The organism is Pigmentiphaga sp. GD03639, from assembly GCF_029845405.1.
Lineage (GTDB): Bacteria > Pseudomonadota > Gammaproteobacteria > Burkholderiales > Burkholderiaceae_B > Pigmentiphaga > Pigmentiphaga daeguensis.
The window spans coordinates 1-17,676 of the sequence record NZ_JAOCLR010000002.1; the positions used below are offsets into that span (position 1 = coordinate 1).

The window sequence follows — 17,676 nt, forward strand, 5'->3', positions numbered from 1 at the left end:
AGAAGAACTGCCAGTACGGGTTCTCCACCCAGGTGTTGACCACGGCTTCGTCGGAAGCATTGAAGGTGTGCTGCAGGTACAGCAGCCCGGCAACCAGGCGCGGCGCCAACGCGGGCCTGCCTCGGCCGGAAGTGAACGACAGCGCGAACGTGCGCTCAATCTCGGCCCAGTCGATCAGCGCGGCCAGTCTGACCAGCGGGTGCTGCATGTTGATCTGCTCGTCCAGCCTTGGACGGAACAGCTCGGCCGTTTGCGGCTGCGAAGGCTTTGGACCCATGGGATTCTTTGGAGGAATTTGCAAGAAAACAGGCACTGGCAAAACCATACCTTGCAAATCCCGGGCCCATCAATCAGCAGAACCACGTTTCAGATCAAGGGATTGCGCATTGTTCAGGGCGGACGAGATACTCTCAACGCGCGTGATGGACCAAGGCCGAGGCCTGCTCGAACGCAAGCTGAGTTTGATCAAGCAGACCGGGGAGCTCGTGCAGGTTGGTCAGAGCGGGCTGATGATGGCGGTGCGGAGGTGAGGGCCGTGCTCTAAGGTGCAGGACCGGAAGTGAAATCGAGAATCTCAGGCGTGCACAACGGCAGCAAGGCAGTCAACGGATTGAAGACTGTTGCTCCAAGTTACGCTCGATCATGGAAACCGCATCGGCAAGCGGTGGTAGAAATTTGTCTATCGCCTTATTAGGTGCAATGAACGACCGACGAAACACGATGTTCAAGCCGGCGACAACCTTCCTCCTGAACCGTATGGGAAGAGCAATGCCGCCCAGATCAGGATAGCCCGCCCCAAACCCGAACCCTGCCTCGCGCGTCTCGCTGACAAGCCTCGATACGTATGCCATATCTCGGGCAAGCTCAGCTTCAGTCGAACTGGAATGCGCAATCGTGGAGAGGCTCTTCTGCCTCTCATCGTCATCGCAGAACGACAGATATGAGCGCCCCATCGCTGTAGTCAATACTGGAGATTTTGTTCCCACAAGCGTATTACGGACAAACACTTCCGCTCTTCCATGGGTCGTTTCGCGGATTAACATCGAATCTTTGCAGAGCGTGCCAACACTCGATGGCCATCCAGTACAGGAGAGTAGAAACAGCAACGCGTCCTTGGCGGCGGCGGCAAGCTCCTCCCCTTGCTCGTACCCATTACTCAAACTGAGCACTTTCGAGGTCAAACGGACCGTATCGTCTAGCGTTGCCCGGCTAACATAGCCTAGGGTCTCCAGCGTTTCGACGATACGGTAGAGCGTTGCGCGGGTCAGACCGGTGTGGTGACTCAACCCCTGCACTGACAACGGTCCGTGCAGGTTGAGGCATAGCAGCACATCAAGCCCTCTCTGGATGGAGCGAACTTGTTTGTACGGTGAAGAGAGATCGATCTCCTCACCCACTGGTCTAGAAACACCCATAAGACTACCTAAGCAGACGGCTCAGCAATTGGAGCTAAAACGCGAAGTAAGAGCTCACTAGTCACTCGTAATACCGTTAGCGTCAATGATTGACTTAAATACCTCATAGTCGCGCTTAATCGACGACGCGAACTGTTCCGGTGTGCTCGGAATAGGAAGCAGGCCGGCAACGCTAAGCTTCTCGGCGACTTCAGGGGATTTTAGCGTCGCGTGGAGTAGTTCGTTGAGGCGCGTAACAACTTTTGGCGCAGTCCCCTTAGGTACCAAAAAGCCAACGTCGATCCCAACGTCATACCCGGGATAACCGCTTTCTGCAACCGTTGGCACATCTGGTGCGAACGGTACCCTAGCCTTATCGCCAACCGCAAGTGCCTTCACCCGGCCAGCGCTGATAAACGACCGGATGTTGGGGTAGGCGATGACGAGCGCGGTTACATCACCTGACACCACAGCCGGGATTGATTGAGACTGCGAGTTGTAGGGTATATGGGTCATCTTCACGCCGGCCATGCTTAGCCACTTTTCCATCGCCAGATGGTGAACACTGCCGATACCCGGGGTACCGTAAGCCAGTCCTGGTTTTGATTTGGCAAGCGCAGCGAGATCTTGAAGCGAGTTAATCCCCTTATTTCCACCAACCACGATAAAAATGGGGGCTCTCACACCATTGCTGACCGGCATGAAGTCTCTCAGCGTGTCGTACGACAGGTTTTTTCTGAGTCCTGGCGCTACAGACAAAGGTCCTGTGTCCCCTGTCAGGATCGTATAGCCGTCAGGAGCGGTCTTCGCGACAAAGGCAGTACCCACGGTCGCAGCAGCACCGGGTTTGTTATCTATGATAAAGGGCTGCCCAGTCAAGGAGCTTAGCTTTTCCGCCACCGTGCGCCCCACAAAGTCGGGGCCGCCACCCGTCGCGCTATAAGGAACCACAATTTTAACAATCTTGTTCGGATAGTCGCTCGCCGCAACCACGGACGGTACAACAGCAGCACCTGCGATCAACATCACAAGACATGCATTAACCCTGGTGATTATTTTCATGACTTATCTCCAGTATTTTTTCGTGCCCGTTACACAACGGGCAATCGACGGTCCGACGGGGAGCCGAGAACTCCCCGAATGCTGATTGCCGACTCGATTATTTAGAGTGGATAAACGATGTAGTGAGGCAGGAATGGCGCATCAATCACAGCCCGCTTCGAGATAAATTGCGCTGTGCTGCCATTTAAATCGACGACATCTTCGTAAACACCGGTTGCCAACACTCCTGTCTGCCCAGTGTCACATCTGGTAAATGCGACCGAAAAATTCGATCGCACGTCGAAGATGCCGCTCTCTCGCTCGCCGCACGTTATACGTTGAGCGAAATGGCGAGTTTGATAGTCTTGGAATGTACCGGCCCAGATTTTTTCCACGAATTTGACTCGGTCCTCCAAGCGTCCACGGCAGTCGTCCAAAATCAACGCAATGTCCCAGCCCGCCTGTACACTTTCGAGTGTTTGGCAGATATATGAACCTGCAGAGCTAAAGGTGTTCAGCCAGTCGCCCATCCGCTTGCGATCCAGTGCATCGATATATTCCGCTTGCAAACGATCGATTTTATCCAACGCTAAACTGCTACCACCGCTCATACTCGTGCCTCTTTCTCGAATCCCATGACCTTCCGGTAATACTCCCAGCTCAGTACGTTCGGAGACTCGTCGTTCTGGTTAAAGTCTCGCGGCAACTCATAGGGATCCGTGACGCCTTTTTGAAACTCCTGCATGCCCGGGGTACGGCTGCCGATATGTATGCGATGGAACACTGCAGCGTCTTCCATGCTCACCATGCCACACGGTCCGAGCAGGTTGGACGACTGTCGAACGCGATGCTTCAGCATCTCAGCGTCGTCCTCCTCGCGGCCAAAATAGGCGTACACCAGCTCTGTTTGGTTCACTCCACGCGGGTTAACAAAACGCAGCCCGATGGTATCCAAATGCCGAATGCCCACGAATAGAGGGAACAGGTGAATCGAACAGGACCCATCTTTTTCGTTTCCGCCTCGGAATTCGATTAACGATGGGTCGCTGAGAACGTCCTTTCCGTCCGGCACCGAGATTTCGCTGATGAAGCCTCGATGGCCGCGATCATTTGCAAATTGCTTGCCACGCCCGCCTTGCCAGTTGAGCAGGCGAAATGCGGTGTGCAGCAACGGTGCGTGATAGGCATCGTTGTCGTGGTAGGTCTTCCAGTTAGCTTCGAGCAGGGACTTGTGATATCCCAGCAACTTCAACTTGCCATCGCCACGCATGACGTTGGCCAACTGACCCTCGAGTCCTGTCATGAACTCGCTCAGGCTGGGGGCTTCCTCGTTCAACGTGACGAAGACCAAACCATGGAGCAGCTCGGTGCGAGGGCCTTTCAGGCCGTAGTTCGCCTTATCAAACCCTGCGGCGTCGCCGGGCCGGATCGGACAGCCGACTAGGGCACCATTGGGATTAAAGCTCCAGCGGTGGTACGGGCACTCGAACATACGCTTGTTTCCAAACGGCGCAGTTTCTAGCTGTGCCCCCCGGTGCGTACACGCGTTGAAATGCGCCCGCACGATTCCGTCTCGGTCGCGCACCACGATAAGCGGCACCTCGCCTAGCGAGCACGTCTTAAAATCGTTGACGTTGGGGATTTCACTTTCGTGGGCGATCGGGAACCACTCTTTACCCCAGAAAATTCGGCGTAATTCCTCTTGGTAAATATCCTCGCGTACAAATATTTCTTTAGGAACTTCTGTGACCTTTGCTGGCCATTTCAATGGCGGCCAAACTCCGGATTCTTCCATTTACATTCTCCTACCTACACTAAACAGCTCAAATAGCCCTACCGACCACACCTGCCCGCATCAACAGCTACCCGATCGCCCCACCGGCAACAAACAGGGTTTGGCCGGTTATATAGCTAGCCTCATCGGATGCAAGGAAACTCACCGCTCCCACCACCTCCTCCGGGGTGCCTGGTCGGCCTAACGGCGTATCTCGCACAGATTGCTGATATGCCTCGTCGCGCCACGCACGCTGGCGATCGCTCTGGGCAGTCGAGTTTCTGGGGGTAATTCGGTCTTGAACGGCTAGCGCTCCCGGCGACACGCAGTTCACACGCACTTCAGTGTCTGCAAGATCACGCGACAGCGCCGCGGTTAGGGCGTGCACGCCCCCTTTCGCAGCGGCATACGGCACGCGCAGCGACCACCTCGTGGCCGCAGTACCAATGTTCACGATTGCGCCACGCCCCCGCTCAAGCATGTTCGGCAGGACGGCATAGCACCCCCAAACCGTGGGCCATAGAGACCGTGCGAGTTCTTGCTCAATCTGCTGTGGTTGGTACTCCCATAGCGGCTGTGCCCAGATGGTTCCGCCGACATTGAAGACCGCAATGTCTATGCTCCCTGCGTAGTCGAGCACCTGGCCGACCATCGCAGCATTGCCCTCGTAGGTTTCGAGATTGGCCGCGAACGCTCGCACAGTGCCACCGTCCGCTTGAATGTCGGCCACGATCGCTTGGCAAAGGTCGGCTGATCGGTCAACCACCATGACCGACGCGCCCTCGGCCGCCAAACGCGACGCGACCGCCCGCCCGAGGCCTTGTGCAGCTCCCGTGACTATCGCCGTCTTGCCTGAATGCCGTCCCATATCGTTCCCTTGCCGTTTTAGAAAGCGTGTTGTGTCAGGCGGCAATGGTGTGCCTCACCGCCAGCACCTCGCAATATCGCTGTTCACCTGGTGAACGAACGCCAAAAGTTCCGCAGATTGAGGCGCTCGGACCGGAGGGCTCCAGGGCAGTCCCATTGGGGAATAGAGAGGGGTTTCCAGTGGAAGCGCGTTAAAAACTCGGCGGTTCACCAGGCGAACTGACACTTTGAATTTTTACGGCGGGGGCTCCATCCTGCAGGCCTATGAAAATCTAGCCGCAGGACAAAAATTGACAGCAAGCCGCGCTTTCTTGGGAATGTCACATTCACCATTGATGGGGCTCAATCCGGTGAGTAGCTCGGTGGAACGAGCATTGGGCGAGGCCATACGTGCTGCGAGCGACTGCGTCCGCCAGTTCGACCCTCAACTCGTGGTTCTCATCGCGCCAGACCACTACAACGGGTTCTTTAACCAGCTCATGCCAACCTTCTGCCTGGGCACCGAGGCGCAGTCGTTGGGTGACTACGGCACCCCGTCTGGGAAGATCAACGTTGATAGCGAGTGTGCCCTAGGCCTCGCCCAACACCTGGTTTCAAACGCCTTCGACATCGCAGTGTCGCGCCGGATGACAGTGGACCACGGCTTCGCACAACCACTGGAGCTTCTTTGGGGGGGCCTTGACACGCCTCCGGTAATCCCAATTTTTCTGAACGCCGTCGCGCCGCCATCTATCCCTAGCACCCGACGCTGCGTAGAGCTAGGCCGCCGAATCGGCGAATTTCTCAGTACCACGGGCTTGCGCACACTGACGATTGGATCCGGTGGTCTTTCTCACGAGCCACCGATTCCTACCATGACGCATGCCGATCCAGCGATTCGGGAACGAACCATCGTGCCCAGAACGCAGACTGCCGCCGAACATGAAGAACGAGTCAGACGCGTGATGGCAGCGGGCGTGGCTCTTGCGCAAGGCACGTCACCGCTGAAGCCGTTGAATCCGATTTGGGATCGCGCATGGATGAGCGCGCTCGAAACCGAAGACGGTCTAGAGCGAATTGCCGCAATGAGCGACTCAAGCATCAGCGCCGACGCAGGTCTAGCCGCACACGAGTCGAAAACTTGGGTAGTAGCCCGGGCCACGCTCAACGCGGAGGCGAGCCGACGCGCAAGCTTTACGTATTACCAAGATATCCCGGAGTACATCGCGGGGTTCGGAATCATGTTTAAAGACCAAGCCTAGCCATAGCAATTACCGATAAGGAAAGATCGTGGTTAATACTGAACGTTCTGAGAGCGAGACGAGCAACTTCTTTGACGTAGTCGACAACGGCAGACCGCTACGCCTCCACTACAACGCCATTGGCGACGGGGATGAAACAGTCGTCATGCTTCACGGCTCAGGACCCGGTGCGAGTGGCTGGGCGAACTTCAGCCGAAATGTCGATCCGTTCGTTAGCGCTGGGTTTCGGGTCGTGCTGCTGGACTTCCCAGGTTGGAATAAAAGTGACACCGTTATCTGTGACGAATCGCGGCCTCATCTGAACGCGCGGATGGTGCTGGCGCTGTTGGACCACCTCAACGTTGAGCAGGCACACCTTATCGGTAATTCAATGGGTGCACATTCAGCGGTTGTATTCGCCCTGACTCACCCAACGCGCGTAGGCAAGCTGATTCTGATGGGCGGCGGCACAGGTGGGGCGGCATCTTTCACTCCCATGCCGACCGAGGGGATTAAGCTGATCGGCGCACTTTACCGAGACCCCACAATCGAGAACCTAAAGCGGATGATGAACGTATTCGTTTACGACCCATCGGCACTGACAGAGGAACTGCTGAACATTCGATTGAACAACTTACGCGCGCGGCCCGACCACTTGGAAAATTTTGTGGAGAGCGCACGCGTGCACCCACAACAGTATCCAGATATGGGCCACCGACTAAGCGAACTACACGCCCCTACTCTAATCATCTGGGGCAGGGACGATAGGTTTGTGCCTGTTGAGACAGGAATACGGCTGCTAGCGGGCCTCCCGAATGCCGAGCTTCACGTATTCAGCCGTTGCGGGCACTGGGCGCAATGGGAGCATGCCGACGCGTTCAACCGAATGGCACTCGACTTCCTGTATAACCGTCGGGCGTAAGTTGCGGCCCAGGGATGCGCTGACGATGCCATGCCGGTCCGCAACCACGACCAAAGACCTTAAGGCAACACATCAAGCCACCCGATTCCGCAGCTCCGCCCCACTCACCCAGCGAGACAAGTTGTCCAAAAAAATCTCTTCAACGCGGCCTGCATGGCCTGCTGAGTGACTCGCGGCGTGGGGGGTGACGATCACGTTATCCAAGGCCCAGAGCGGTGAGCTTGGGTCCAGCGGCTCATGCCAGAAGACATCGAGTGCGGCGCCCTGTAGCCGCCTACCCGTCAAGGTGGGCTTGCCCTATCTCTCCAGACACATCAGATGGCATGATGATGCCTGGAGAGCAGGAAGATGGCACGGACCAGAAGAACCTTTACCGACGAGTTCAAGCGCGAGGCGGTACGCCTGGCTGAACTGCCGGATAGCAACGTATCGAAAATCGCCCAGGACCTTGGAGTAGACCCCAGCGTACTGCGTCGGTGGGTCACGCAAATGCGCGGCGGCACATGGGAGCCGACTGCTGGTAAACTGCTCAAGAGCGCCCAACAGCAAGAAATCGAGCAGTTGCGCCGGGAGCTGGCAAAGGTGAAGACCGAACGGGACATACTAAAAAAAGCGGTCGGATACTTTGCCAAGGACCAGACATGAAGTATCCGTTTATAGCCCGTCATAGGGCCGTCTGGTCGGTCAGCGACCTATGCAGGGCGTTGGGCGTGTCACGCAGTGGCTTCTACGAATGGCACGGCCGGGCACCGAGCGCTCGTGAGCGCGCCAATACGAGGCTAACGGGCCGTATTCGCGAAAGCTTCGAGTCCAGCGACCGCACCTACGGCAGTCCTCGGGTATGGCGCGATTTACGAGCGTGGGGCGAGCATTGCGGTCGGCATCGCGTGGCGAGGCTCATGCGCGCGGCGCATCTGGTCGCAAGGGCCAAGCGCCGTCGCCATCCCTCTGACACGGGGTTGCGTTCACCTCAGGCCATCGCCGCCAACGTGCTCGACCGGGACTTTACAGCCAACGCCCCGAATCAGAAATGGGTGGCTGACTTTACCTACGTTTGGACTGCCGAAGGGTGGCTGTACGTCGCGGCGGTGATGGACCTGTATTCGCGACGCATCGTCGGCTGGTCGATGCAGGCCAACATGACCTCTCAGCTAGTGACCGACGCGCTGATGATGGCGTTGCATCGGCGCGGCCGGCCGCGCGAAGTCTTGCACCATTCCGATCAAGGCAGCCAATACACCAGCGAACAGTTCCAGATGCTGCTAGCCGATGCTGGGATCGTATGCAGCATGAGTAAGCGCGGCGACTGCTGGGATAATGCCGCCATGGAGAGCTTCTTCTCCACATTGAAGACCGAACGACTGAGTCGACGGATCTACCGATCCCGAGATGAATGCCGGGCCGAAGTGTTCGACTACATCGAACGGTTCTAGAACGCTCGACGACAGCATTCAACACTGGGATACGTTAGCCCGGTACAGTTCGAAGCGGCGGCTTGTTAGGTTAACCAACCTGTCCGGAGAGATGGGGCAAGCCCACTCCGGTAGTGTTTCATCGCAGTTCCTCGCGAGGTCATCCGTTGAAGAGGGCATTGAGCCGAGCACACCAGGTTTCCGCCGCCCGACGACTCATGGGAAAACTGAGCACTGGTCGTTGCGGGTCGGCGGTTTGCAACTCAATGACGAAGTCCTTGGCGCGTACCGTGCGCTCGAAGGTCGGCACGCTCATGCCGCTGGCGTTGACCTGACGGCTACCGCCGTTCATCTCCATGCTCTCAACCTCGCGCCAGGTCATCCGCCAACCAAGCAGCCAGGAGTAGTCATGGATGCGCCAGGCTTCATCCACGATTGAGCAGACAGCCAGTTTGCGATGCTGCCGGTCAAACACCAGAAAGGCTGGCGCGGGATAGCCCAAGAGATGCCCAGCATCGAACGACAGACCCTGCTGAGCGTTGAGATCGGCTACAAGTGCCTGACAGCGGGCCTGCAAGCGCGCCAGAAAGCGGAAGGACAGCGTAAAAATCGCCAGTGAAATCAGCAGATAGAGCATCAACTCACTGGTCAACAGCCCCCACAGCGATGTCTGTGACAGGCGCGCAGGCCCCACGCCGAACATCGCCAGTACAAGAATCAGCGTAAGACCAGCGGCAGCGAGACCTGAAAGCCCAGCCACCGGAACTGCCAGCGCCGCCGCCGCTCCCATCCCCGCAGTCTTCCAGACGCTTGCCATACGTCATTTCCTCCATTTTGTTACTCATAGAGGCCATTTTATGGCGCCTGCATTCAATTGTCACTCATAGTGCGGGTACTTATCGGGCGTAGCCCTATAGAGGGGGTACTCATAGAGTCATTTCTCTTTAAGAAGAGAGAAATATGGCCCTTGATCCCCGACTACGCTTCGGCCTGAAGCTGATAGAAATCAGAAAGACCAGAGGGTGGTCGCAAGAACGCCTAGCACTGGAAAGTGGCTTGGCACGCAGCTATCTGGGGGGGGTTGAGCGTGGGCAGCGCAACATCGCATTGCTCAACATCTTCAAGCTGGCCGAGGCACTGGGGGTGGAGCCTTCAGTACTGCTGGAGGCGCCGGCGGCTGGACAGGAGCCTGCACCGTAACATCGTAACGCTACGTTATCGTAGCGTTACGATGGTCACCGCATGATCGCTCGCGGCAGCTATCGCAGCCATCTGCTTTCACGAATAATTAAAGTCCACTAAAATGGTTCTTACGCAATTTTTTTCGCGATAAGGGTCATAAAAGTGACTTTTCATCTCTCGACTTCCGCTGAGATTCTGCACGCGCTGGGTGTTCGTCTGCGCGAGCAGCGGCTTGCCCAATCGCTCACGCAGCGTGAACTGGCGCAAATGGCCGGACTGTCGCTGGGGGCGTTGCGCAAACTCGAAAGCGACGGCCAGTGCTCGCTGGAAACGCTGGTCCGCGTTGCGCAGGCACTTGGCTTGCTGGAGGCGCTGGACGATCTCTTCGTGCTCAAACGGCAATCCATCGCCCAGATGGAGCAGGTGGACCTTGTCAGCCGCCGCCAGCGTGCGCCGCGTAAGAGAACATCATGAAGCTGCTTACCGTGCATTATTGCGGCTGGGGAGAAGACTGGCCGTTGGGACGCTTAGCCGATGACGGTCAATCCCTGCTCTTCGAATATTCTCCCGTAGCCCTGTCTCAGGGCTTGGAACTGTCGCCCTTGCACCTCAAGCTGCGTGCGGATGCCTACGGAAGTTTTCCGACCCATTTGCATCGCCTTCCGGGCCTGATCGCCGACAGTCTGCCTGACGGCTGGGGTTTGCTGCTGATGGATCGCCTGTTCCGTCAACACGGCTTGCGCCATCCCGGGCCACTGGACCGCCTGGCCTTCATTGGTGAGCGCGCCATGGGCGCGTTGCGCTTCGTTCCGGCAAGCGACGCCGCTGCCCAGGAGCCCGACTGGTCCTTGCTGGCGCTGGCCGAGCAAAGCCGTCTCGCGCTCGCGGGCGAGGCGGGGGCAGCCCTGCGCGAGCTCGCGCTCACCGGCGGCTCACCGCAAGGGGCCAGGCCCAAGGCCTTGGTGCAGTACGACGCAACGACCGGGCAAGTCAGCACCCGTCCGGATGCGTCCGGCAGTCCCTGGCTGGTCAAATTCCCGGCGCAGAACGAACACAAGGAGGTTTGCGTCATCGAGCAGCTCTATGCCGAACTGGCTCGGGATTGCGGACTGGATGTGCCCGAAAGTCGCTGGTTCGACCTTGGCCCCGAACTGGCCGCCTTCGGCGTCGCGCGCTTCGACCGGGAGGGAGGGCAACGCGTCCCGGTGCACAGTCTGGCGGGATTGTTGCAAGTGGATTTTCGCCTGCCCGGTGCCACCGACTACACCGCCTTCCTGCGGGCTACCCGTTTCCTGACGCGCGACGAGCGCGAAGTGGAGAAAGCCTACGCACGAGTCGTCTTCAATGTGCTTTTCCACAACCGTGACGACCATCCCAAGAATTTCGCGTGGCGTCTCGGGCCTGACCGGCGCTGGCGTCTGGCACCGGCATTCGACCTGACCTTCAGTGAAGGCCCGATGGGCCAGCATCACCTGGACGTTTGCGGCGAAGGTGCTGCCATCGAACGCCGGCATTTATTGCGTCTGGCGGAGGAAGGTGGCATCCCAAGGAAGCGGGCGGAAGAGGTCATCGACCGGATGCTGCCGCAGGCAAGCTCATTGGGTGAGCGATTTGAGCGTGTTCCGATCAGGCAGATGTTGGCGCAGCAGATAAAATCCACCATTGATACCTGTCGCAGGCGTCTGGAAAGTTGAATCCGAGCCGGCGCAACGGCGCCAGATCAGGGTTGAACGTACTCAATGCTGAGTTTTTTGAGTACAAACATGAGTATATTTTTTAATGGAGCAGCATGGTGAACTGTTCATTCAATGACTTGCAGTCACAATCGCTGTTTAACGTCTGAGCGTACGGCAGGATCCCGGCACGGTCATCCGCAGCTACGACCGCCAGAATTTCCAGGCCGGCGAGGCCGTGGGCGGTTGACCGGATTGCTCGGCGTCTTCCTCGACCGCTTCGGTGGGCGCTTCTTGCGAGGCCGGTTCGAGAGCGGTCTTGAAGCGCGAGAAGAACTCGTCGGCCAGTTTCCTGGCCACGCCGTCGATCAGGCGAGCGCCCACCTGGGCGATTTTTCCGCCGACCTGCGCCTGTGCGGTATAGCTGAGTTGCGTCGCGCCCTCGGGCGGTCCGGAAAGGACTACCGAGGCCTGTCCCTTGCCGAAGCCCGCAACGCCGCCGGAGCCGTCGAAGGTAAAGGTGTAGGACGTCAGCGGGACGACATCCGACAGCGGTTTCAACAGCAAGGTGTACGCGGTCGGCATTCTTCACCGCTTCTGAGGCAGGGGCGCGGGATGCAGCCGGGGCTGGGCAGCAGCCGGTTCCCTCTCCCGCCGCGCCCGGATTCGCGCGCCCGGATTCACGCGCCGTGGGTGGTGCACGCATCGGCTCGGACCCCTTTGCCTGACGTGGCGGGCCTGAGCAGCAGCCAGGCAGCCAGCGCCGCGGCGACGGTAAGCGCCGCCAGCGCCAGCAGCAAGGCACGGAAGGCATCGGCATACACCGCCACCAGCATCGCCTTCCCTCCGTCGCCCAGGTGGGTGGCGGCCTGCCCCAATGCGCCGGCCGCCATGTCGTTGGCGATGGCGGAAATGTCCGCCATGGCGCGAGCATCGGGTAGCGCCTGCGCGAGGCCCGACTGCATCAGCGCCAGCAGCAACGCCGCCGCTGCCGCCAGCGCCACCGCTTCGCCGGCCAGCCGCATGGTCGAGAAGATGCCGGTCGCCATGCCGGCGCGTTCCTTGGGCACGACGCTGACCGAAAGGTCATCCATCAAGCCCCATGGCAAGCCCGTGCCGATACCTATCAGCAGCATCGGCCAGATGATGGCCATCGATTGCTGCCCCACCGGCATCGTGGCCAGCCAGGCCAGGCCCGCCGCGGCTATCACCAGGCCTCCGGCCGAGAGGGCGCCGGCGGGATACCTGCGCGCCAGCAGCCCGGCCAGGAAGGGGACGATGGCCATGGGCAGCGAGAGCGGAATCATCATCATGCCGGCCTTCAGTTCGGAGTAGCCCTCCACGCCGATGAAGCCTATCGGGAGCAGTATCAGCAGGACGACATAGCACACGGCGGTCGCCAGGGGCAGCAGTTGCACGCCCACGAAGCGCGGATAGCGGAACAGCGAGAGGTCGAGCATCGGGCGGGCCCGCTTCAGTTCGATGGCGACGAAGGCCGCCAGCATGGCGAGCGCCGCGCCCAGCAGCGCGAGCGTGGCCGTGCCGGTCCAGCCGTACTGCGGACCGGTGACGATACCGAAGATCAGCAGGGACAAGGCGACGGTGAAGGTCAGGGTGCCCCAGCCGTCCATGCCTCGCGCGTCGGGATCGCGCGTCTCGCGCATGCGCGGCACGCCGAACAGCAGCACCAGCGCGCCGATGACGGCTCCCGTCAGGAAGATGGACCGCCAGCCGAAGTGTTCGATGAGCAGGCCCGACCAGATGGGGCCGAAGGCCAGGCCGACGCCGAACGTGGTGCCGAGCAGGCTGAAGGCCCGCGTGCGGGCGGGGCCCTCGAACTCTTGCGCCAGCGTGCCGGCCGCCAGCACGAAGCTGCCGAACGCGAGCACGAAGGCGTTCACCACCCACGCCAGCGCGACCGGGCTGCCGCCCAGGTCGCGCGCGATGGCGGGCGTCGCCACCGCGGGGCCCGTGAAGCTCAGGGGCATCATGAGTCCGGCCAGGCACACCGCGGCCAGCACGATGGTCTTGCCGGTATGCGCGGCCTTCATGTTCGCGTCCATGCCCTTGCCTCAGATGTTGTAGCCGCCGTCGATCGTGAGCGCGGTGCCGGTGACGAATCGGCTTTCCGCGCTCGCCAGGTAGGCCACCAGTCCGGCCACGTCCTCGCCCTCGCCGTAGTGCCCCAGCGCCATCAGCGCGCGCAGGCTGTCCGCGCGTTCGCCGTCGGCCGGATTCATGTCGGTGTCGATCGGGCCGGGCTGCACCAGGTTCACCGTGATGCCGCGCGGACCCAGGTCGCGCGCCATGCCCTTGGTCAGGCCGATCAGCGCGGACTTGCTCATGGCGTAAAGCGTCGAGCCCGGGGCCGGCACGCGATCGGCATTGCAACTGCCGATCGTGATGATGCGGCCGCCTTGCCCCATGCGCGCCGCCGCGGCCTGGGCGCCGGTGAAGGCCGCGCGCACGTTCACCGCCATCACGCGGTCGAATTCCTCGATGGTGAAATCCTCCAGCGCCTTCCAGTAGCCGATGCCGGCGTTGCTGACCAGGATGTCGAGCCGGCCGAATTCCTCCACCACGCGCGCCACCGCCTGCGCGGGGGCATGGGGTTCGGCGCTGTCGCTGCGCAGGGCCACGGCGCGGCGGCCGGTCTCGCGCAGCGCGCCGGCCACCGTCTCGGCCTTGTCCGGCGAACTGGCGTAGGTGATCGCCACGTCCGCGCCCTCGCGCGCCAGGCGCAGCGCGATGGCCGCGCCTATGCCACGGCTCGCGCCGGTTACCAAGGCCACTTTTCCTGACAATCGGGACATGCTGTGCTCCATTTTCGTAATGATCGTTATAAAATGATCCACGACCTCTTCGCGGAGCGTCAAGAATTTTTATATCGATCGTTACAAAAAAGGTGAAATATGGCTGAACGGGGACGCCCGCGCGGTTTCGACCGCGACGCAGCCTTGCAGCGGGCCATGGAGGTTTTTTGGGAGCGTGGTTATGAGGGCACGTCGCTGTCGGATCTGACGACGGCGATGGGCATCAACGCGCCCAGCCTGTACGGGGCCTTCGGCGGCAAGGAAGCGCTGTTCCGCGAGGCCGTGGAACGCTACCGCCACACCGACGGCGGGATGACCGACGTGGCGCTGCGCGAGGGCAGGACCGCGCGCGAGGCGGTCGAAGGCATGTTGATGGCCGCGGCGAAGGCGTTGACGCTGCCGGGCAGGCCCAAGGGGTGTTTCGTGGTGCTGGGGGCGACCAATTGCACGCCCGCCAACCAAGGCATGGCGGCCTTCCTGCGAACCCACAGGCTGGCCTCGATCCAGCGTGTGCGCGAGCGCCTGGAGCAGGGGGTGGCCGACGGGGAACTGTCGCCGGCGGCCGACCTGGATACCCTTGCCCGGTATTTCACGACGGTCGTGCAGGGGATGTCGCTGCAGGCCAGGGACGGCGCCAAGCGTGCGGAACTGGAGCGGGTGGCCAGCGCGGCGATGGCGATCTGGCCCAGCTAGGAGGTGGGCTTCCCCGGAAAGGGAAGCCTGGTCCCCTACGCCAGCTCGTACCCGTGCCGCGACAGCGGCAACGAGCGGAGGCGTTCCCCCGTCGCGGCGAACAGCGCGTTGGCCAGCGCCGGCGCCAGCGTCGGCACCGCCGACTCGCCCACGCCGCCGATGCGTTCGCCGCTGGGCGCCAGCACGGCCTCGAACGGCGGCACCTGCGACAGGTACAGCAGCGGGTAGTCATGGAAGTTCGACTGCTGGACGGCGCCATCGCGAATGGTGATGTCGCCGGACATGGCGGCGGTCAGGCCCCAGATGCTGGCGCCTTCGAGCTGGCGTTCCACCGTGGCGGGGTTGATGACGGTGCCGCAGTCGATGGCGTTGACGATGCGGTGCAACGTGATCCGCTTGTCTTTCACCGACAGCTCCACCATCGTGGCGCACAGCGAGCCCCAGGCCTCGGTGATCGCCAGGCCCTGGAAGCGCCCGGCGGCGGCCTTGCCCCAGCCGGCCTGCTCGCCCAGCTTGCGCAGCAGCGTGGCGTGGCGCGGGCGGCCGGCCAGCATGGCAAGACGGAATTGCAGCGGGTCGCGTTGTTGGCGCGCGGCCAGTTCGTCGATGAAGCTTTCGGCGAAGAAGGTGTTCTGCGTGTAGCCCACGCCGCGCCAGAAGCCCACCGGGATCGCCGTGTTGACCATGGCGTAGCGCACGGCGAAGTGGGGCAGGTCGTAGATCAGGTCGACCGCGCCTTCGACCGACTTGGGGTCGATGCCGCCCTTGACCCGGTCGGTGAAGTTGCGGATGTAGATCGACGAGCAGGACAGCCGGGCTTCCAGCGCGAGGATGTTGCCGTCCTTGCCGGGCGCCATGGTGGCGCTCAGGCGGGCCGCGGCGGCGGGGCGGTAGAAGTCGTGGCGGATGTCTTCCTCGCGCGACCAGATCAGCTTGACCGGGCGGCCCACCGCCTTGGAGGCCAGCGCCGCCTGGGTGAAGACGTCGAATTCCTCGCGCCGGCCGAAGCCGCCGCCGACCAGGGTCGAGTGCACGGTGATGCGGTCGGCGGGCAGCCCCAGCGCCGGCCCCAGACGCTCGGCGATCTCGCCGCAGACCTGGGTGGGTCCCCAGAGCTCGGCCTTGCCGCCGCGCACGTCGGCCGTGGCATTCATGGGCTCCATCGTGGCGTGCGCCAGATACGGCACGTCATACTCGGCGCTGTAGACGGACTCGCCTTTCAGGTGTTCGTCGGGGTTGCCCACGCGGCGAGCCTCGGCCGTCGCGTTGCGTGCCGCTTCACGGTAGCCCCGCATCAGCGTGTCGCCGTCGAGCGGCGGGCCGTCCGGCATCCGCCATTCGGGCTTGAGGGCAAGGACGCCCTGGCGCGCCGTCCAGTAGCTGTCGCCCAATACGATCACCGCGTCATGCAGCGGGACCACGTGCTTGACGCCGCGCACCGCCAGGGCGGGCTTGGCGTCGACCCCGGCGAGGGTGCCGCCGAATGCGGGGCAGGCCACGATGGTGCCGATCAGCATGCCTTCGCGCTTGACGTCCACGCCGAAGGTCGCGGCGCCGCGCGTCTTCGCCGGGATGTCGAGACGATCGATCGCATGGCCGATCAGTTTCCAGTCGCGCGGCTCCTTCAGGACCACGTTGGCCGGGCGGGGCAGGGCGGACGCGCGCGCGGCCAGTTCGCCGTAGCCGAGCGTGCGGCCGCTGGGGGCATGGCGGATCAGTCCCTGGGATGCCTGGCATTCGGCCACGGGCACCTTCCACGTCTGCGCCGCGGCTGCGCGCAGCATCTCGCGGGCGGTGGCGCCGATGCGCCGCAGCGGCTCGAACGACCAGCGGGCCGAGGTGCTGCTGGAGGTGGCCTGGACCTTGAAGATGCGGTTGGCGTAGACGGGATCGGTGGGAGCCAGCTCGGCCCGCACGCGGGTCCAGTCGCATTCGAGTTCCTCGGCCACCAGCATGGGAGCCGAGGTCGTCACGCCCTGGCCCAGTTCGGCCGACGGCACCATGATGGTGACTTCGCCATCGGTGGCGATGCGCAGCCAGGCGTTGACGTCGTCCGGATCGCGCGCGGGCGCGCCGGCGGCCTGGACCACGGGGATGCGAAAGCCCAGCACCAGTCCGGCCGACACGGCGCCGGCCGCTTGCAGGAACTGGCGGCGGTTGACGGCGGGCGCGTTCATGATTGCCCCCCGTTGGTGGCCGCGGCCACGCGCAGGATGGCGCGCTCGACGCGCGGATAGGTGCCGCAGCGGCACAGGTTGCCGATGCCGTCGCGGATGTCCTGGCGCGTGGGCGCGGGGTTCTCTTGCAGCAGCGCACAGGCGGCCATGATCATGCCCGACTGGCAGTAACCGCATTGGGGGACCTGCTCGGCGATCCATGCCGCCTGCACGGGATGCGTGCCGTCCTTGGACAGCCCTTCGATGGTAGTGATGTCGGCGTCCAGCACCGTGCCGACCGGCGTGACGCAGGACCGGGTGGCCTTGCCGTCCACGTGCACCGTACAGGCGCCGCACAGGCCCATGCCGCAACCGAACTTGGTGCCGGTCTGGCCAAGATAGTCGCGCAGTACCCACAGCAGGGGCATGTCGCCGTCGGCATCGACGGCGAGCGGCGCGCCGTTGACCTTGAGCTGCAATTTCATAAGGATCTCCTCCCGGCCAGCGAGGCCGGCTTCGCGGCGCCGAG

General features: G+C 61.7%; 19 protein-coding genes and 1 pseudogene. 7 read left to right on the forward strand and 13 right to left on the reverse strand.

Annotation, left to right across the window (positions count from 1 at the left end):
* From N5K27_RS01870 to N5K27_RS01895, 6 genes are all read right to left on the reverse strand, one after another.
* Positions 1–277: transposase (locus N5K27_RS01870; RefSeq protein ID WP_279814268.1), on the reverse strand; the 277-nt coding region annotated here is incomplete at its 3' end.
* Positions 278–602: 325 nt separating this feature from the next.
* The gene (locus tag N5K27_RS01875; RefSeq protein WP_279814270.1) at positions 603–1,415 is read right to left on the reverse strand and encodes a helix-turn-helix domain-containing protein; all 813 of its coding nucleotides are present in this window, start codon (positions 1,413–1,415) and stop codon (positions 603–605) included.
* Positions 1,416–1,472: 57 nt separating this feature from the next.
* The gene (locus N5K27_RS01880) at positions 1,473–2,456 is read right to left on the reverse strand and encodes a tripartite tricarboxylate transporter substrate binding protein (RefSeq protein ID WP_279814272.1); all 984 of its coding nucleotides are present in this window, start codon (positions 2,454–2,456) and stop codon (positions 1,473–1,475) included.
* A gap of 101 nt (positions 2,457–2,557) precedes the next feature.
* Positions 2,558–3,022, reverse strand: a complete 465-nt coding sequence (locus N5K27_RS01885; RefSeq protein WP_279814275.1) for an aromatic-ring-hydroxylating dioxygenase subunit beta — start codon at positions 3,020–3,022, stop codon at positions 2,558–2,560.
* 20 nt (positions 3,023–3,042) lie between these two features.
* Positions 3,043–4,230: an aromatic ring-hydroxylating dioxygenase subunit alpha gene (locus tag N5K27_RS01890; protein ID WP_279814277.1), complete on the reverse strand. Its 1,188-nt coding sequence runs from the start codon at positions 4,228–4,230 to the stop codon at positions 3,043–3,045.
* A gap of 67 nt (positions 4,231–4,297) precedes the next feature.
* Positions 4,298–5,077 carry an SDR family oxidoreductase gene (locus N5K27_RS01895; protein WP_279814280.1) on the reverse strand — a complete coding sequence of 260 codons (780 nt, stop codon included), beginning with the start codon at positions 5,075–5,077 and terminating at the stop codon, positions 4,298–4,300.
* A gap of 226 nt (positions 5,078–5,303) precedes the next feature.
* On the opposite strand from N5K27_RS01895, the gene N5K27_RS01900 reads away from it, so the two are divergent.
* Both N5K27_RS01900 and N5K27_RS01905 read left to right on the forward strand, forming a co-directional pair.
* Positions 5,304–6,317 (forward strand): 3-carboxyethylcatechol 2,3-dioxygenase, encoded by a 1,014-nt coding sequence (locus N5K27_RS01900; RefSeq protein WP_279814283.1) that lies wholly within the window; start codon positions 5,304–5,306, stop codon positions 6,315–6,317.
* A gap of 28 nt (positions 6,318–6,345) precedes the next feature.
* On the forward strand, positions 6,346–7,218 hold the full coding sequence (locus N5K27_RS01905; protein WP_279814285.1) for an alpha/beta fold hydrolase: 873 nt from the start codon (positions 6,346–6,348) through the stop codon (positions 7,216–7,218).
* Between the two features lie 72 nt (positions 7,219–7,290).
* Here N5K27_RS01905 and N5K27_RS01910 read toward each other — a convergent pair whose 3' ends face one another.
* Positions 7,291–7,503 (reverse strand): NAD(P)-dependent oxidoreductase, encoded by a 213-nt coding sequence (locus tag N5K27_RS01910; protein ID WP_279814288.1) that lies wholly within the window; start codon positions 7,501–7,503, stop codon positions 7,291–7,293.
* 63 nt (positions 7,504–7,566) lie between these two features.
* On the opposite strand from N5K27_RS01910, the gene N5K27_RS01915 reads away from it, so the two are divergent.
* Positions 7,567–8,651, forward strand: a protein-coding gene (locus tag N5K27_RS01915; RefSeq protein ID WP_279814290.1) for an IS3 family transposase whose coding sequence is annotated in 2 segments (ribosomal slippage) — positions 7,567–7,834 and positions 7,834–8,651 — 1,086 coding nt in all. Because the reading frame shifts where the segments join, the coding sequence is not laid out codon by codon here.
* Between the two features lie 139 nt (positions 8,652–8,790).
* On the opposite strand, the gene N5K27_RS01920 is transcribed toward N5K27_RS01915, so the two are convergent.
* Positions 8,791–9,447 (reverse strand): hypothetical protein, encoded by a 657-nt coding sequence (locus N5K27_RS01920; RefSeq protein ID WP_279814291.1) that lies wholly within the window; start codon positions 9,445–9,447, stop codon positions 8,791–8,793.
* A gap of 143 nt (positions 9,448–9,590) precedes the next feature.
* On the opposite strand from N5K27_RS01920, the gene N5K27_RS01925 reads away from it, so the two are divergent.
* The 3 genes from N5K27_RS01925 to N5K27_RS01935 all read left to right on the forward strand — a co-directional run bounded on the left by N5K27_RS01925 (position 9,591) and on the right by N5K27_RS01935 (position 11,506).
* Positions 9,591–9,830 (forward strand): helix-turn-helix transcriptional regulator, encoded by a 240-nt coding sequence (locus N5K27_RS01925; protein ID WP_011806687.1) that lies wholly within the window; start codon positions 9,591–9,593, stop codon positions 9,828–9,830.
* A 144-nt stretch (positions 9,831–9,974) separates the two neighbouring features.
* Positions 9,975–10,286, forward strand: a complete 312-nt coding sequence (locus tag N5K27_RS01930) for a helix-turn-helix transcriptional regulator (RefSeq protein WP_087838762.1) — start codon at positions 9,975–9,977, stop codon at positions 10,284–10,286.
* Positions 10,283–11,506 carry a type II toxin-antitoxin system HipA family toxin gene (locus tag N5K27_RS01935; RefSeq protein WP_279814297.1) on the forward strand — a complete coding sequence of 408 codons (1,224 nt, stop codon included), beginning with the start codon at positions 10,283–10,285 and terminating at the stop codon, positions 11,504–11,506. Before N5K27_RS01930 ends, N5K27_RS01935 begins: the two co-directional genes overlap by 4 nt.
* Positions 11,507–11,800: 294 nt before the next feature.
* On the opposite strand, the pseudogene N5K27_RS01940 reads toward N5K27_RS01935, so the two are convergent.
* From N5K27_RS01940 to N5K27_RS01950, 3 genes and pseudogenes are all read right to left on the reverse strand, one after another.
* A pseudogene (locus N5K27_RS01940) lies at positions 11,801–12,037 on the reverse strand (SRPBCC domain-containing protein); the annotation flags it as partial.
* A 128-nt stretch (positions 12,038–12,165) separates the two neighbouring features.
* A complete protein-coding gene (locus tag N5K27_RS01945) occupies positions 12,166–13,548 on the reverse strand; it encodes an MFS transporter (protein ID WP_279814300.1) in 1,383 nt (460 codons plus the stop codon).
* 9 nt (positions 13,549–13,557) lie between these two features.
* Complete coding sequence (locus tag N5K27_RS01950; RefSeq protein WP_132979756.1) at positions 13,558–14,298, reverse strand: 3-oxoacyl-ACP reductase family protein; 741 nt, start codon at positions 14,296–14,298, stop codon at positions 13,558–13,560.
* Positions 14,299–14,397: 99 nt separating this feature from the next.
* Between N5K27_RS01950 and N5K27_RS01955 the strand changes: the two genes are divergently transcribed.
* The gene (locus N5K27_RS01955; protein ID WP_087838473.1) at positions 14,398–14,991 is read left to right on the forward strand and encodes a TetR/AcrR family transcriptional regulator; all 594 of its coding nucleotides are present in this window, start codon (positions 14,398–14,400) and stop codon (positions 14,989–14,991) included.
* 35 nt (positions 14,992–15,026) lie between these two features.
* Here the strand turns inward: N5K27_RS01955 and N5K27_RS01960 are convergent, their stop codons facing one another.
* Positions 15,027–17,168, reverse strand: coding sequence for a molybdopterin cofactor-binding domain-containing protein (locus N5K27_RS01960; protein ID WP_279814306.1), 2,142 nt, complete (start codon positions 17,166–17,168; stop codon positions 15,027–15,029).
* Entirely contained in the window at positions 17,165–17,632 is a 468-nt protein-coding gene (locus N5K27_RS01965; RefSeq protein WP_279814308.1) for a (2Fe-2S)-binding protein, read from the reverse strand. Before N5K27_RS01965 ends, N5K27_RS01960 begins: the two co-directional genes overlap by 4 nt.
* Positions 17,633–17,676 lie beyond the last annotated feature (44 nt).